This is a genomic window from Olivibacter sp. EAT-5 (assembly GCF_044784325.1).
Taxonomy (GTDB): domain Bacteria; phylum Bacteroidota; class Bacteroidia; order Sphingobacteriales; family Sphingobacteriaceae; genus Olivibacter; species Olivibacter oleidegradans.
Genome location: NZ_CP173028.1, coordinates 5,121,936 through 5,138,582 on the forward strand (window position 1 = coordinate 5,121,936; position 16,647 = coordinate 5,138,582).

Here is a 16,647-nt window from a genome sequence, read left to right on the forward strand (position 1 = left end):
CCTATGGTTTTGCCCCCATTTTGCTAAATTCCCAAGTAACCGAGAACATAAAATAACGACGAATGGTTGTATAACTACTCTGATTAATGGTATTATTAAAAGCATTTCGATTAAAGCCTACGTTCTGGTTCAACAGATCATTTCCGGAAATAGTAAAACGAAGGTTTTCTTCTTTAAAAAACTTTTTGGTGATATAAGCGTTCAGTATAAATCGCTCAAAATTTTCATCGAAAGACTGTGTCGCTTGCGTATAAGTATAACTTCCGTCAGATCCTATTTGAATCTTACCAGGCAAATATATATTGAACCCCGCATCTCCGCTCATGCCCCATCCGTTGTTGTTGAATTCAGGCTGCAGCGATGATTCAGAAGTATTGTAACTTGGCCCAAAATTCACATTAAAATCATATTTCTTCTCCTTATACTTTGATAAAGATAATCGGCTCGAATAAGTGTATGACTTCGTCTCATTGAGGTTATCATTGGTTAAATTATAGTACGTATTACCATTCGTACTCAAATCAAGCCCTATCTGCATATCCAATTTCTTTATTTTCTTACCTGCATACATACCACCGTAAAAATTAGAGGTGTTTCGATCTTTTAGGTTAGCGGATTGATAGGTGCTTTTTCCAACGGAATCCGTTACTGTATTACTTACGATAGGGTTTGTGGTAAACGAATAGCTACCATAAAAATTAACATACTGATTGCTGAGCACTTTGTAGGAATAATAACTCAAATTAAAGCGATTGGTAAAAGAAGGCTTTAGATCCGGATTACCCAATACGATATTGAGTGGATCTGTGTTTACCCTAACAGGTTGTATCTGATTGATTGTAGGCTGTGTATTGTTACCATTATATCCAACGCGTAAGGATTTTTGCTGCGAAAATTTATATTGGTAATTCAACTGTGGATTGAAATTCGTGAAATTTCTTGTAAACAAATCGTCTGTGTACCTATCAAGTTGTTTGAACCGCACGTCACTTACCTTTGCTCCAAAATTCAAGTTGGTTTTCTCCGTCTTATAATTGAAAATGGCCCCAACCTGGTTGGATGTTTGATCCAATTTATAATCATTACTGTATAAACTATCCAATACGTCATAAGCTCCCGTTGCCGATTGATTAAAGGACCGCCTATTAGAATGGCCACTATTAATACTAAGTCCATAATTCAATACCACAGCGAAGTTCTTAAAAAGAGGTTCTGAGTAGGTTACATTAGATCGAAAAGAGTTATTTACTATATCGTTAGTTTTGTATTGATTGATGTTAGAAACGCTATCTTCCACGCCGGCACTACTATAAAATACGTTTTCTGCATCTAAAAACCCGTCCGTTTTGTTTGTGTTGGATGATTGATTCAGATTCAGGGAAAAAGACCGCCCCATCTTTTTAAATTTCTTTGTGAACAAAGCACTTGCATTAAAAATCCGATCGTCTGCCTTGTTGGTTAGCCTTCTTTGACTTTGGTTCAATAATCCGCCGGAACCGTTCCTACTTTCGGAAGTATAATTGTTTTCGGTGTCACTGTTTCTCAGGGTTCCATCTACTGAAATACGCAGGTTCGTAGTCGAATCTAATTTAATGTCATATCGTGCATCCAGTTTATGGCGGAACATATGGTTATTAAACGTCTCGTCTGAACGATCATTGATAACTCCCGTGGGTAAGTTGCGTTGCGTCAAATTATTTCGAGTACCGTCCACATCCAATGTACCTATTTTATAGTTGGTATTGATTGATTGTTTATCGCCATCCCACTTGTTATCATAGTGTAAACCACCTGTACGTGCCAAAGGAATGCCTTGTCCATCATATTGCCCGTTGAACGATTCCAAGTCGTCTCCCCCTCCCCCATAAAACATCATGCCGCCATCGTCCGTAAATTCCATGTTATTGGACGTTGTACCGTATCTATTTGCATCCTGCCAACCAAGCCCTACTTTCCCCGTATTCCCGATGGTTCCGTAGGCAGACATTTTTTCTTTCCCTTTAAACTTATTGATCATACCCTGTGCCTGATAAAATTCGTCATTTCCCGCTGCCGCTTCCAATTTACCAAAGTACCCCCTTTTACTGTCTTCCTTTAACTGAATATTGATCGTCTTGGTTTTTTGCCCATCATCAACTCCTGTAAAGGCGGCTTGGTCACTTTGCTTATCATATAGCTGCACCTTATCGACCATATCACTTCGAATGTTTTTTGTAACTAAAGTAGGATCGTCTCCAAAAAATTCCTCGCCATCTACCAGTACCTTATTAACCGTTTGTCCTTGCGCGGTAATCTTACCATCTTTATCCACCTGTATACCCGGAAGTTGCTTTAACAAATCTTCTACTTTAGCATTTGGCTGCAGCTTAAAACTTGCGGCATCATACTCAGTCGTATCGCCCTTAATGGTTATCGGTTGCCGCCCGGTAATAACCACCTCTGCTAAAAGCTGAGATTTTAAAATCATATCGATCGATCCGAAGTTAATTTCATTTAACGAATCGAGTGTGAAATTTTCAACGTAATCAGCGTATTTAGGATAAGTAACAAGCAAAATATATTTACCTTTCTCCAATCCCTCCAATTTAAAATTGCCCATCTGATCAGCTCTTGTAAATTTATAAAGCATGGAATCCCGCGCATGTAAAATACTAATGGTAGTATTGCTAAGTTTTATATTGGAAGCAGTATCTATTACTGTTCCTTTAATTAAAAATCCGTTTTGAGCGTGCGAACTAAAACAAGAGATAAGTAAAAGCAAGATAAAGGTTAATCTTTTCATAAATTTTTAGGCAATCGGCCTCTAAAATATTAAAAATATCTACACTCCAACTAAAAGATCAAAAGTTTTAACATTAATTAACATAATATTAAAGTATGAGGATCAGGCTTCTTTTAGGCAGCATTTTCATCCGGCAAATGCCAGTCTGAATTACTTAGAACATAAACTATTGCGCCGAACCGGGAAGGTTTTTAAAGATGCATAATAAAATTCAAGATGACTAATTAACGTAGAAGACATTGTCTTGATTATTCTTATCCGGCACATAAGTATTGCCGAGCGCAACCGACTTAATTTTTTTCTGAGTGTTTAAGAACAAAGACACGGTTCTTCCGCCATCCTTCCATATGCCAATCGATCGATTTATCTTTTCTGTCGACCCATCTGAATAATAGACCGTGAGATAGATAGGCAGTGGTTTATTACTCTTATTTTTAACGGTTATTAGGTATTCATCATTTTCCTGTTTTACGACACGCTGAATGGCTAAATCCAGCATGCCCTCTTCGTAAAACCACCGATTCCAAAACCAATCCAAATTCTCTCCACTTCCTGCATTCATAGCACGAAAAAAATCCAAGGGCTGTGGATGCTTTCCTTGCCATGTTTTGATATAGTGATGTAACGCGTTTCGAAACAATTCCTTTCCCAAATAGCCTTCTAAATAGAGATACCCTAACGCCGGTTTTGGGTAAGAATTTGTAAAGGCTCCACCACCCTTCAAGTCGGTAGTCAACGTCATGATTGGTGTATCGTTCCGATCGCCGGAACTTTTAGCCGTAGCTTGTATTCCATAATCGTCCACATAGCTACTGTCAACATAATTAGAAAGCTTCCATTCTCCTATAGTTGCCCATCCTTCATCCATCCAACCGTACTTTGTTTCATTTGTTCCCATATAGAAGGGAAACATCGTATGGAATATCTCATGATTAGTTAGAGTAATAGCATCTTCTCTCGTTTTTGTAGGATTATCATTAGCCATCATTGGGTATTCCATTTGATCGAGTCCGTCAAAAACAGTCATATGACTATAGGGAAAAGGCCAAGCCGGAAAATGAAAGCTCATCCCTTCCACTGTTTTTGCCGCAAAATCGATTACTTCATTATAATCCTCGTGTATGGGGTTATAAACAGCATCAACCCGTGTTCTCCGGCCAGTAAGTGAATCAACAACTAAACTGACGGATTTCCAAACGTAGTGATTACTCAAAGCAAAAGCGAAATCAGTTACCTGTTTCGCCTCAAACTTAAAAGTATTAAAAGATTTTCTTTTTGTAACCGCATTGGATTTGATGTCCTGTTCATCGATGACATTGACAATCGTGTCGGATATACCTGCATATTCAACCCGATCGTTTATTGGCTTTTGATATATTTTCTTCCCATTCTTTAAATCGCCGGTAGCCCATAAGGCGTAACCATCGGGCACTTCGATTGCTGCTTCAAAATTGCAGAAATCATTATAAAATTCTTCCTCGCCTGTATAAGGATACTTATTCCAACCATCTATATCATCGTATACGGCAACTCTAGGAAAAAAATAGGCAATAAAATAGGCACCATTATCTATTTTTCCTGTGCGCAAGTGCGACCCTTCGTTCAAGGTATATTCATAATCTATTCGAAAATGCGCAGAGCTGTGAGGCAGCACTTCAGCATTCTGTAATTTCATGTTGGTGCCGTCAATAATGACATCATGATTTTCAATCGCGTGTTTATCAACCACAATTTTTTTAAGCGTCAAACCGTCTCCTAAATCTTTCTTTTCGATTTTGGATTTCCTGTTCACACCTTTCTTATAAATATTGGCATATAATTTAAACCATATTTCACGTAAGGTGTCCGGACTGTTATTGCGATAATCTATTTCTGCTGTTCCTATCAATAGGCGGGTTTTTGGTTCAAATTTTACCTTAAGCTTATAGTCTGCTGTATTTTGCCAGTATTTATTACCAGGTATTCCATTCAAGGTACGCGTGCCTTTCCTCACAGCCTTGGAAAAACTTGAATCGATTCGCAAGATATCTTGAGCAAAACATTCAGCTATTCCAAAAACGAAATATACTAGAATAAGAGTTTTATTGAAGTTCATTTTCATCGAATACTATTTGACACATTTCCTCGGTCAGCGCCCTATGGAAAACGTAAATTAAATCAAACAGGCTGGCCTAGTTACTGATTAATCCCGCTCGTTTTAACAATGCATCAATTGAAGGCTTCCTCCCGCGAAAGTCTTTATAAAGCTGCATTGGATCAACGGTACCGCCTTTACTGAGTAGAACCTTAAACTTTTCAGCGATTTCCCTATTAAAGATACCTTTTTCTCGAAAATATGCGTATGCATCTGCATCAAGAACTTCAGCCCATTTGTAGGAATAATATCCTGCAGAATACCCACCGGGAAATATGTGGGAAAAGGATGGACTCATAGCGGTGCCCTCGACTGCCGGATAAAGTTGCGTTTCGGCTACAATGCGCCGCTCGAATTCTGCTATTGCATCATCTGGCCTTAACTGATTTGTGTGATAGGCTAAATCCAACAAACCGAAACTCAATTGTCGTAAAGTTTGATAAGCTTCCATGAAATTTGCAGACGCAACGATCTTATCAATTTCTACTAAAGGAAGCGGCTCGCCTGTTTTATAATGTTTTGCAAAACTAGATAAAAATGTTTTATCATAGCAATAGTTTTCCATGAACTGTGAAGGAAGTTCAACAAAATCCCAATATACATTGGTACCGGAAAGACTTTCATATACAGTATCCGCCATTATTCCATGCAAGGCATGACCAAATTCATGAAATAAAGTAGTCACTTCATTAAACGTCAGTAGCGATGGGATATCTTCATAGGGACGCGAAAAATTACAAACGATAGAAATATGAGGTCTTATGTTTTGACCCTCAAACTTTGATTGCCCACGATAACTCGTCATCCACGCCCCCGCACGCTTACCTTCCCTAGGAAACCAATCAACGTAAAGCAATGCCTTATGTTTACCATTCTCCGACACTTCAAAAACGTCGACCTCCTGATGGTATTTCTGAATATCATTCCGCCTGTCAAATGTCAATCCATATAGCCTATTCGCTACATCAAATGCAGCTTTGATTACGCTTTCAAGCGGGAAATATGGTTTTAAAGCTTCTTCAGAAAAATTGTACTTAGCTTCCCTTAATTTTTCCACATAGTATGCGTGATCATATGGCATCAATTCGTCTATATCGTCTGCCGATGCAATATGCCTTAACTGATCAATTTCCTTTTGCGCAAAAGGTTTAGCCTTGATCAACAAATTATGGAGAAAATCCTCAACTTGTTTGGGTTCGGCCGCCATTCTTTCTTCCAAAATAAAGTGAGCATGTGTTTCATAACCCAGTAGCTCGGCGCGTTCTTGTCTCAAAGCAACTATTTTTCTAACACATTCTTCATTATCGTATTCGTTTTTGTTGAAAGCCTTTTTAGAAGAAGCTAAATAAAGTTCCTTTCTTAAATTCCGTTTTTTTGCATACTTCATAAATGGCATCATGCTTGGAAACTGCAAGGTAAAGATCCAGCCTTCCACTCCTCTTTTCTCTGCCTCTTCCTTTGCTACACTTTTTACAGACTCCGGAAGTCCGTCCATATCCTGCTCGCTTGTAATATGCAAAGTGTAGGCATTCGTTTCATGCAAAACGTTTTGTGAGAATTTAACTTTCAATGTTGAAAGCTCTTTATCAATATACCGTAGCCTTTCTTTTTGGACAGCGTCAAGTAATGCACCATTTCTTGTAAAACTTTTATAAGTCTTATCTAACAGTCTATATTCTTCTTCAGACAAACTTGATTTAGGTGTATCGTTAAATACTTTCTTTATCCTTTGAAAAAGACTTTCATTAAGGGTTATATCGTTTCCGTATGCTGCAAGTAAAGGGGAAAGTTCCTGCGCTAAATTTTGAAGGTAGTCATTGGTTTCAGCAGAATTGATATTAAAAAAACCTTCAGCGATAACATGCAATGGTTTCCCTGCTTTTTCAAGTGCTATTATAGTATTCTCAAACGTCGGATCGGCTGGATTGTCAACTATTTGTGCGATCTCCTGCTTCGCCTGTGCTATACCGTCTAAAATTGCAGGCTTAAAATCTTCTTGATTTATATTTTCAAATGGAAAACTATTAAAGGGGGTATTGAATGGCTTCAAAAGTGGATTATGCATAATATTGGAAATAAATTCCAAACTTAGACAAAATGCTCGTCATTCGCGAACGCTGTAGAAAAAAAGAGAAAGTAATTGCTTTTATATGCAATCTGTGAATACCTATAAAAGCAATTGGCCTTCGTCAAATTTACAACTCATACTCCATATGTTCGCAATATATACCTTCTGTTCTCAATAAATTTTCAATCATTTCGGGACGGACATTTAACGATACCACCCGTAGGACTCGATCACAATCGTCTAAATCAAAACTCCACTGTTTGATTAACTTAATGGATTTAAACAAGGCAGCTACTTGCTGTACATGTTTTTGAGCATTAACACTCGTTTTAAAAATTAACACTTGGTTCATGATACTTCCTTAATTTTTGTTGATTTCCATTCTATTTTTCCTCTTGAAAGCTCCTCCAATCACACCACCGCTCGCGCATGTAGGTTCTCATTTTTTCTGTATCCATTTCACTCGTTTTTTCAAATTTATCGCGCATTGACCGTTTGCTCCAAGGTGCACCTCCTCTTCGCCCTCCTTTGCCAAAGCCAAAAAGAACCTTGGAAAGAACAAATAATGCCATTGCCTGCCAAAGATTTATGCTATGTATATTAAAGATTGCTGCAATACTGAAATTCCATAATAGCATAACGATATAACTTACCAAGAATAGGAAAGTAACCGCTAGTATAGGTATGGCAATAAATCTAAATTTACTTCTGAATATCCGTTTCATCACTTTATGTTTTTATCAATTTTACCGATTCATTTATTTATCCAACTCTTTATAAAAGACAAGTAAGCGTTTCCTTAAATGTAGCACAGCATAACGCTTCCTAGAAATCAATGTATTCACGGACTCTCCGGTACGTTCCGCAATTTCCGCAAAAGGGATATGGTCTAACTCATGCCATACAAAAACATCACGTTGTGCTGCAGGCAATTCTTCCAGTGAGCTGAATAACGTTTTCCACATCAACCGATCTTGATAAGTTTTTTCCGGACTGTCGTTAACACCTAAAAGTAACTCACTAAATGATACAGATTGTTCATTGTCATCTTCCATGGTATCATCGTAAGAAGTTTCTGTCTTCTTTCTGTATTTATCGATAATACGGTTTCTTGCCACTCGGTAAAGCCACCCACCTACCTGTTCTACCGGCTCCGAATTAATGACTGCTGTTAGCTGAAACCACACATCTTGCAAAATATCCTCTGCATCTGCATCACTTTTGACACGCTTCCTAATAAAGCTTAGCAACCCCTTCCCATAAGATGTTATGGTGGTTAAGATTTTGCTCTGCTTATCTTCTGACATGCCTTTTGCTATTGATAACTGATCCATCTCTTTAACTTATCTGTATAGACGAGTGGGTCAATGAAATATTTCAATTTTTTTTAAAATTTTTCGCCTTCGTTCCAAGGCCCTCAAAAACAATATCCGCAGGTAGTTCCTGTGAAGAGCATGTGAAGCAAATTCTTGAAAAATTGATAATAGAGAATAGGAAACCGGTAAAAAAATAAGCAACTTAAAACTATCGTGGGAGTGATTATCGCTTCTTACTATAACCCTTTGTGCGCATTTTTAGCGTAAACACCTTATCACTAGCGGTAATAAAAAGAATATTTCCATCACGGCCTCCGAAACATACGTTCGCGGTCCATTTTGTCGGCACTGAGATATGTGCAATCTCCTTCCCCTGCTTATCATAGACGGTGACTCCTTTACCTGTTAAATAAAGGTTCCCTTGAGTATCAATTGTCATTCCATCAGAGCCCTTATGAATAAAGAGCCGCTTTTTTGCGAGCTTCCCATTCTTTTTTAAGGTATAACGATAGGTTTTATCATCTCCGATATCTGCTACGTATAAATAATGGCCATCAGGCGTTCCAACAATTCCGTTGGGTCTTTTGAATCGATCGTCCAATCGAACCAAGTGCCCGTCTTTTTTGTACAAATACAATGCTTGCACTTTTAAATCAGGGGCCTTTCTCTTCCAATAATCTCTCTGGTAATAAGGATCCGTAAAGTAAATGAAGCCGTTAGGTGCTACCCAAACGTCATTTGGACCATTGAGAAGTGTATCTTGATAATGCCTCACTAACTTCTCAACCACGCCGTTCTCAATTCGCCAAAGCTGGTTCTGTTCATCAGCACAAGCAATCAGCGCCCCTTCCTTGTCGAAATACAACCCATTTGCCCTTCCTGCATTCTCCATAAAAATGCTGAGTTTTCCCTGTAAGTCATATTTCCAGATACGGTTATTAGGTTGGTCAGTAAAATATACATTACCATCACGATCAGCAGCGGGCCCTTCAGTAAAAGCAAAACCATCTCCCACGAGTTGTAACTGCTCACCAGCAAGGACTATTTCGCTACTATCAGCTACCGGTGTTGCGGAGCCATTCACTTCCTGATTATAAAGAAATAAACAACAGACAATCAAAACAAAACGGGTACAATTATTAATTGGTTTCATAATCTATAGAAAATGGTCGCCAGGCGGGAATGGATCAGTTTAAACGATTGACAATCTCTTCTGTCCTACGATTGACTTCCTTAAGCAGCAAGGGAAATGCGGGAAAAGTCATATTATGTCCATATCCGCCTAGTTCAATAAGGGACGTCGCATTATGCCCTGCTAACTTCATCATTCGCGCCATGTAGGCATTTTCTTCGTATCTTCCCAAAAGCTCTAAATCCCTGTCCCCAGTTATGAGTAATAGTGGCGGCGCATCGGCTCGTACATAAAACAAAGGAGCAAATTCGTCAACCACTGCCTGTACATCACGGATTCCTCTTTCTTTCCTTATCGTGAAATGAGTAATGGTATGACCACTAAATGGTATCACACCGGCAACTTGATTGGCGTCGATATTATATTTTTTTAAGTAAGCTTTATTAAGGGTCAGCATCATTCCGAGGTACCCTCCCGCCGAATGTCCGGACACGAAAATTAGTTTCTCATTCCCCCCAAACTCTTTGATATGCTTAAATACCCAAGCTGTTGCTGCTGAGGCGTCCTCAATCACGTCACTTCCTTTAACTTTCGGAGAAAGCCTATAACTGACACCAACAACAGCAATTCCTTGATTTTTTAGCGCTTCCGGCACTTCCTTCTCGCCTCCTGTCAAACCACCTCCATGAAACCAGATAACGGTAGCAAAGTCGCTTTTATTTTCGGGATAATAAATATCCAGCGTGCATCGCTCCTTCTTGTAGCTATCCAATCGGGAGCCCTCCTCGTAATAAGACACGTTAGCTTTCGTATTATATTGAACGACTTGCGCATTCGCAGATAATTTTAGTAGAATTAGATATAAAACAAAAAAACAACGCTTCATTTTGTATTTGCTTAAGGGAAAACCATTATTGAGTAAAGTCTAAAATTACACTATTTTTTAAAAATAGCGATAATGATTCGTTTTATTCCCTAAGTACCTAAAATTGTCGTATTTATTCTATTCTGTGAGGCAGTTACAATTTATTTTTACATGTACATCAATAAACATTAAAATATAGATTATGAATCAGTTATTAACTTTATGCGCACTCTTAGCAACAGCGATCATGTCTGGGCTTTTTTTTACTTGGAGTAACGCCATCATGCCGGGTTTGAGGAGGTTACCAGCTTTTGAGTCATTGTTGGCATTGCAATCGTTCAATCGGGTCATACTTAATCCTTGGTTTATTATCGTTTTTCTGGCTCCCTTACTATTGTTACCGCTAAAGGTCTTTTTTGCTTATCGACAAGAATCTCAGCTTAAAATCTATCTGCTTGTTTTCGCTACATTGATATATGTGTTAGGTGTCTTTATTATCACAATGAGCGTAAATGTCCCCATGAACGAAGGGTTAAATAAGCTTCATTTACAACAGACAAACCAGCAAGAATTAATGAATCAAAAAGAAATTTTTCAAACAACCTGGGTGCGCTTTAATTTCGTACGTGCGGTTAGTGCGTCTTTAAGCTTCCTCCTTCTTTCGATAGCTTGCGTTGATAAAGAATAACGCACTAAAATAAATCACCTTGTTTTGGATAAGACTTATTTCCTATGAAACGAATCGTATTAACCTGTTTATATGGGCTATAAGCCGTCGTCCTCTTTAGTAATAACATTTGGGATGCTATGAAAGCTGCTTGATATGAAGGAATCTTCCAACTTCGACTGATTTCCAGACACTGTAGTTGTAAAAGCCCCCTTGCAATCGTTACATGTGCGTTGCGAGTAAAATGATAGCGATTCTTACCTGCACGTAATAGTGGTAGCAGCGAAGACCGTTGATTGTATACGATATCCAAAATAGCGCTTCCCGTTGCCACGTCAATGTAAAAGACCCGTTCGAAAAATCTAAAGCCGTTTAAAATTACTTGAAATGGGCTAACATAACAAGCTAATTGGATCAGCTTATTTATAATAGCTCCTTCATAGTTTTCAAACTGCATAAACTTCAATAGTGTAAGGTGAGGATATGTGTTTAAGGCGTTTGGAAAATCATATGTATCCTTAAAGACATTCTTAAAATACATAACGTGTTGTTGTACCTCCTTGGGCAACGGCAACACGAGCAAATATTCGAGCTCTCTATGTTTAATAGAAACCATAAACGACAAAACACTAAATATATTAGCAAATATAACAATTATATAGGTTTTTCTCTTATGTTGATTACTTGCCATAGGCTGCCTCCAACTCAGCGATGTTGATTTTTTTCATTTGAAACATCGCTTTTAAAACACGATTAACCTTAACGACATCCGGATCCAAAATCATTTCGTTTAGCACAAGCGAAGCAACTTGCCATGATACACCAAATTTATCTTTAAGCCACCCGCATACTTGTGCTTTTTCGTCACCGCCCTCGCAAAGACGTTTCCAATAATAATCAACTTCGTTCTGATCTTCACAATTCACAATGAGCGATATCGCTTCGTTGAATATTGGCCCAGCATTTAATGCCAAAAACTCTTGGCCATCAAGGGTAAATTCAATGGTCATCATGGACCCTGCCGGTTCTCGGTGATGCTCAAAGCCCTCTTCGGTATAACGAGCGATACTTTCAATTTTACTATTCTTGAATATCGAGGTATAAAAGCGAACCGCCTCTTCTGCTTCTTTTTCGAACACAAGTTTGTCGTAATTCTTTGTGATATAACGTCTCTTTTCATTGTATTTTTATCATTATTTGTTAAAATTAGTCTTCACACCAGCCAAATGATTCTTCTATAGTTAATTGAAAAAAAAGCTAAACCATCTCCGCTGCAATTTGCAGTAAACTCTATCACAAAATTGTAACGATACGAATCTACATGATCAATAAAAAAAACAGCAGTCGCTCTATGAGAAATTTATAAGGAAAATGCGACAAACGCCTATCCGTATTCGCTTTCTTTTATCACAGAACAAACAATTTAAAAAAACAAAGCATACGATTTTTGATGTCTCTACCACAACAATGCATCAATCTTAGTCCTTCGAATTGTATAATTTATTTAAATTATATAAGTTTGTAAAAACCAATCACTAACATTACATGAAAGCTCAAGTTCAAGAAAAACAAGTAATCGAATACTTGAAAGAAATGCGGGAAGCGCTTTTACAGGAAATAAAAAGCATCGACAAAACTATTGAGGGCATTACGGGCAATAAAAGCAATAGCCTTGCCAGTCTGATCCCTTCCTCTGCCGGTTATACCCTTGAAAGTAAAGCCAATAAAAAGGTACTCAAACCGGTAGAAAATTTTGATCCCCATTCCAAACTAGACTATAAGATCAGCTATGCATTGACAAATGTAGGACAAGGATTCAAAGAGGATATTTTGGATGTTCTACAACAGGCACAACCCGAATTGGATCCATATAAACTGGAAAAAGTAGTTGCGGTAAGGCTGTCCTATCTTCTTAAAAATGGCTTTATTGAAGGTAGAAAAATAGGTCGGAGATTTGAATATACCCTAATAGGTGCTTAACGATAACTCCCCATATTTTATGGGGAGCCTATTAAAGAACAAGTTGTGGACCGTGCTTGTCCTATATTTTGACGTCCTCAAAATTTGCTAATAGATCTAAATGATATCCATTACTTCTAGTCAAGCATGGCCGCAAGCAAAGGCTTTACATCTTTAATTTCTTCATCTATTCTTTTTAAATGTTCAAGAAGAAAATCTTCATCAAAACTCGCTTGGTTTTCTAGCAATAATGCATATTCACTTAGCAGCGGCAAGCGAGCGTTGAGTGCGGTTCCTCGAAGTTCATGTGCAAGTTTTTGTATTTGCTCTTGATTTCCTTCAGTTATTAAGTTTCTAAACCTCGGCAAGAAGGTGTCCAGACTATTTAGCACATAAGTTAAAACTTCATTGATCAATTGTCTGTCATTAGCTAAAGATCGCTCCAGTTCCTCATAATTAAAATGCCGTTTATCGTGTAATATGTCGCCTTCTATTGTAATCTCCAAGTTATCCGTGCTTTCTTCTATATTTTTCCCATCTACAATAACCGGCGATAGCAGTGTCAACAGAGCTTCTGCAGTAAACGGTTTGATGATATAATCATCAATCGCCTCCTGATTATGAGCCTCATCATCGACATTGAGTGAATTCCCTGTCAATGCAATTATCCGAGGTTTGTCCCCGTTTGTTTCTGCTAATTGCTTAATTGTTACGGCGGCCTCATTTCCTCCCATAATCGGCATATTTAAATCAAGCAGCACTAAATTCGGCCTATACGCTTCATATATTTCAACAGCTTCTCTACCATTTTTGGCTTCCAAAATCAGCATACCTTTAAAGTGCTGTTCGAAGAGAGACCGAAGATAAAACCGATTGACCTCATTGTCCTCGGCAAATAAGATTCTAAGCTCGCTCGTTTTGTTTTCTTCCATTAGAAATTCTCTTTAAGTGGCAATAAAATTCAGCTGGTCATCCACGTGAGAGGTGAATTATTTCACACCTCTCTTCAATCCACAGCTGTTCATACTTTTCATGACCTTATAACGCACATAAAACTGAATAATTGCGTTTCTTTCGCGCTGCAAAATACGAAATGTAATACGTCTCCCGAAATCTACAGAAACAAGCAATGCCGTCTCTAAGAACCAAATTGATCCGCGTTCAATCGCTCAATCAGCCTTTTCTTATAGAATCGCCCAACGGGCAGGACCTCGTTTCCCACCCTCAATCGATCGCATTTATACGCCTTAATCTGGTGTAGGTTTACAATAAACGATTTGTGCATTCTAATAAAGTTATCCTCCGGCAACTTTTCTTCCATATAACTGATTCGCTGATACGTTATAATAGTTTTAGCAGCCATAACAATTTTGATATAATCTCTAACACTTTCTATATAAAGAATGTCTTTCAAAAAAACTTTGATCAATTCTTTGTTAACATTAAAGTACATGTAAACATCTTCTTGTTTTTGAACTTTATGAACGAACTCCAAACTAGAACCGCTCGTTTGCGAATATTTTGATACTGCTCTTAAAAAGCGTTCAAATCGAAAGGGTTTAACTAAATAATCTAAAACATCTAAATCAAACCCCTCTGCCGCATGCTCACGATATGCGGTAGTCATGATTACTGCCGGTCGATAAAACAACGCACGAACAAATTCTAAACCATTAAGACCCGGCATCTGTATATCAATAAATAAAATATCGACCTCATGATGTTGTATAAAATTAAAAGCTTCCAGCGCGTCGCTGCTAGAAAACACCAATTCGAGTGATTGAATTTTTTCGATATAAGAAATTAATAATTGTAATGCAGGCGGTTCATCGTCCACCGCTATACATTTTATTTTATGCAGTGATTCCATTTTTAATTTTTAGAACAACTAGGAAAGTACCGGATTCCTTCATTATACTTATTTCGTGAGCTCCTTCATAGAGAATTTCCAGTCTTCTTTTTACATTGTCTAAACCAATACCGGGGCGTTCCGATTGGGTTGTTTGCTCAGCATAATTATTCTCAATCTTAACGGTTAAGATGTCGCGTTTCATCGAGATATCCATACGTATCCAAGCATCTTTTTGCAATTTGCCTGCACCATGTTTAAACGCATTTTCTACCAGAGGCAACAATAACATCGGACTTATATAAAAATGCTCTATTTCCGAGAGGATATTTATAGAGATATCTAGTCGATCGCCAAAACGAATTTTCTCTAATTCGATATAATGCTGTATGTATTCTATTTCGTTAATGAGTGGTACAGTGTTTTCCTTTGCCTGGTATAAATTATAATCTAAAAAAGACGAAAGGCGATGAATAAGATCTGCCGCCTTCGGTTTTTGCTGAATGGAGAATGAGTAAATATTATTTAAGGTATTAAAAATAAAATGAGGATGAACCTGTAGCTTAAGCAACTCCAATTCAGACCTGATCATTTCTTTCTGAAGGGTTGCATTGAGTTTTTGTTGTTCGTAATAAGAACGAAAAAAATAGATAAGTGAATATAAACCAACAATAAGGTACATATTAACAAAATCGATAATAAGCTTAGGTACATAGAAAAAAGGCAATAACATCCCTTCGGGGTAGTATAGTGGATATGTGTGATAGTAATAAAATAACCTTCTTATCATCAGCAGCACGAACATGGTTAGCATAGAGGCAATCCAAAACAAGCGTTTGCGGCTCTTCAGATAGAATTTAGCGAAATAGACATGTACCGTTAGGATGGCCGCAATAAAGGTGGTAGGTACCATTACACAAGCTGAAATAAAATATCGCCTATACTCTCCGCTCATGGATGGAACACTTAGCCATTCGTATAGAAAATATAATGTCCAGAAAAGAATAATAAAAATGTATTGGTTATTTAACTTTTTCATCACCGGTTATGGAACTAGTCATTTTAAATCTAAGTTACCTAATATATCCGTCGAACGCCATTTTTTTTGTCATACAACAGTTTTCGAACGACAAACGACTTATATCAAGACATATTATCATTTAGGCTAAAAACATGTCGTATATCTAAAAAAAATTGCTGATCTATAAATGATACCTTTCTTTTGTTTTAAATCAACGCTATTTGATCATGAAAAGTTTATTATTAAAAACGGCGATAACTTTTATGGTAATGGTTATCGTGATCATCGGTACGACCGATGGCAGGGCACAAATGCTTGTTGCGCAAAACGGATCGGAAATAGGAGAAGATTTAGACGCCCCACTTAATACCGTACTCACCTCAATTGGATCGTCTAACTCAAGGCTTGTACTGAAACATTTTAATAAGCATTTTTATAATATTTCTGACGCTCGATGGTACAAAGTAAATGATGGCCTGGTTACCAAGTTTAAACAGGAAACCATTCCCTATACGGTAAGTTATAGTGCAACAGGTATATGGAAACACACGATTAAATACCTGAATGAATCCGCTACTCCAGAAGATCTAAAAAAAATTATTCGTTCAAAATTTGATGGTTATTCTGTTTTACGTGCACGAGAAATTCAGATTCCGGGTACCGTTATTTACCTTGTTCAAATACAAAAAGACAAGCACTATAAAGAAATTTCGGTACATAACAAGCGTATTCGCACACTAAAGAGCTTATACCCGCTTTAGCTTAGCATCTCATTTCACAGATTGTTAGCCCCGATTATCAAATTGACGGAATAGTAGTAATCATAATAGGTTGGTTTCCGGTAAAAAGAAAAG

Annotated in this window: 16 protein-coding genes; 3 read left to right on the forward strand and 13 right to left on the reverse strand. The window is 37.7% G+C overall.

Annotation, left to right across the window (positions count from 1 at the left end; genetic code table 11):
• Position 1 precedes the first annotated feature (1 nt).
• The 8 genes from ACH11B_RS21385 to ACH11B_RS21420 form a co-directional block, all read right to left on the reverse strand.
• Positions 2-2,782 (reverse strand): outer membrane beta-barrel family protein, encoded by a 2,781-nt coding sequence (locus ACH11B_RS21385; protein ID WP_377608693.1) that lies wholly within the window; start codon positions 2,780-2,782, stop codon positions 2-4.
• A gap of 220 nt (positions 2,783-3,002) precedes the next feature.
• Entirely contained in the window at positions 3,003-4,883 is a 1,881-nt protein-coding gene (locus ACH11B_RS21390; RefSeq protein WP_013667282.1) for a M1 family aminopeptidase, read from the reverse strand.
• A gap of 70 nt (positions 4,884-4,953) precedes the next feature.
• On the reverse strand, positions 4,954-6,981 hold the full coding sequence (locus tag ACH11B_RS21395; protein WP_377608690.1) for a M3 family metallopeptidase: 2,028 nt from the start codon (positions 6,979-6,981) through the stop codon (positions 4,954-4,956).
• Between the two features lie 130 nt (positions 6,982-7,111).
• Positions 7,112-7,336 carry a hypothetical protein gene (locus ACH11B_RS21400; RefSeq protein ID WP_013667284.1) on the reverse strand — a complete coding sequence of 75 codons (225 nt, stop codon included), beginning with the start codon at positions 7,334-7,336 and terminating at the stop codon, positions 7,112-7,114.
• A 31-nt stretch (positions 7,337-7,367) separates the two neighbouring features.
• Positions 7,368-7,709 (reverse strand): hypothetical protein, encoded by a 342-nt coding sequence (locus ACH11B_RS21405; RefSeq protein ID WP_013667285.1) that lies wholly within the window; start codon positions 7,707-7,709, stop codon positions 7,368-7,370.
• 33 nt (positions 7,710-7,742) lie between these two features.
• On the reverse strand, positions 7,743-8,318 hold the full coding sequence (locus tag ACH11B_RS21410) for an RNA polymerase sigma factor (RefSeq protein WP_013667286.1): 576 nt from the start codon (positions 8,316-8,318) through the stop codon (positions 7,743-7,745).
• Positions 8,319-8,523: 205 nt separating this feature from the next.
• Positions 8,524-9,453 carry an SMP-30/gluconolactonase/LRE family protein gene (locus ACH11B_RS21415; RefSeq protein WP_377608686.1) on the reverse strand — a complete coding sequence of 310 codons (930 nt, stop codon included), beginning with the start codon at positions 9,451-9,453 and terminating at the stop codon, positions 8,524-8,526.
• Between the two features lie 34 nt (positions 9,454-9,487).
• Complete coding sequence (locus ACH11B_RS21420) at positions 9,488-10,318, reverse strand: alpha/beta hydrolase (RefSeq protein WP_013667288.1); 831 nt, start codon at positions 10,316-10,318, stop codon at positions 9,488-9,490.
• Positions 10,319-10,499: 181 nt separating this feature from the next.
• Here ACH11B_RS21420 and ACH11B_RS21425 point away from each other — a divergent pair, with 181 nt between their 5' ends.
• Entirely contained in the window at positions 10,500-10,985 is a 486-nt protein-coding gene (locus tag ACH11B_RS21425) for a DUF1772 domain-containing protein (RefSeq protein ID WP_130855745.1), read from the forward strand.
• A 4-nt stretch (positions 10,986-10,989) separates the two neighbouring features.
• Here the strand turns inward: ACH11B_RS21425 and ACH11B_RS21430 are convergent, their stop codons facing one another.
• A complete protein-coding gene (locus ACH11B_RS21430; protein WP_377608683.1) occupies positions 10,990-11,505 on the reverse strand; it encodes a 2'-5' RNA ligase family protein in 516 nt (171 codons plus the stop codon).
• Between the two features lie 139 nt (positions 11,506-11,644).
• Entirely contained in the window at positions 11,645-12,127 is a 483-nt protein-coding gene (locus ACH11B_RS21435) for a VOC family protein (protein ID WP_377608899.1), read from the reverse strand.
• Positions 12,128-12,509: 382 nt separating this feature from the next.
• Between ACH11B_RS21435 and ACH11B_RS21440 the strand changes: the two genes are divergently transcribed.
• Positions 12,510-12,944, forward strand: coding sequence for a soluble adenylyl cyclase-like protein (locus ACH11B_RS21440; RefSeq protein ID WP_130855743.1), 435 nt, complete (start codon positions 12,510-12,512; stop codon positions 12,942-12,944).
• A 116-nt stretch (positions 12,945-13,060) separates the two neighbouring features.
• Here ACH11B_RS21440 and ACH11B_RS21445 read toward each other — a convergent pair whose 3' ends face one another.
• The 3 genes from ACH11B_RS21445 to ACH11B_RS21455 form a co-directional block, all read right to left on the reverse strand.
• Positions 13,061-13,855 (reverse strand): response regulator, encoded by a 795-nt coding sequence (locus ACH11B_RS21445; protein ID WP_377608680.1) that lies wholly within the window; start codon positions 13,853-13,855, stop codon positions 13,061-13,063.
• A 206-nt stretch (positions 13,856-14,061) separates the two neighbouring features.
• On the reverse strand, positions 14,062-14,793 hold the full coding sequence (locus tag ACH11B_RS21450; protein WP_013667294.1) for a LytTR family DNA-binding domain-containing protein: 732 nt from the start codon (positions 14,791-14,793) through the stop codon (positions 14,062-14,064).
• On the reverse strand, positions 14,777-15,811 hold the full coding sequence (locus tag ACH11B_RS21455; RefSeq protein ID WP_130855741.1) for a sensor histidine kinase: 1,035 nt from the start codon (positions 15,809-15,811) through the stop codon (positions 14,777-14,779). Before ACH11B_RS21455 ends, ACH11B_RS21450 begins: the two co-directional genes overlap by 17 nt.
• Before the next feature lie 209 nt (positions 15,812-16,020).
• Here ACH11B_RS21455 and ACH11B_RS21460 point away from each other — a divergent pair, with 209 nt between their 5' ends.
• Complete coding sequence (locus tag ACH11B_RS21460; RefSeq protein WP_130855740.1) at positions 16,021-16,554, forward strand: hypothetical protein; 534 nt, start codon at positions 16,021-16,023, stop codon at positions 16,552-16,554.
• The last annotated feature ends 93 nt before the right edge of the window (positions 16,555-16,647 follow it).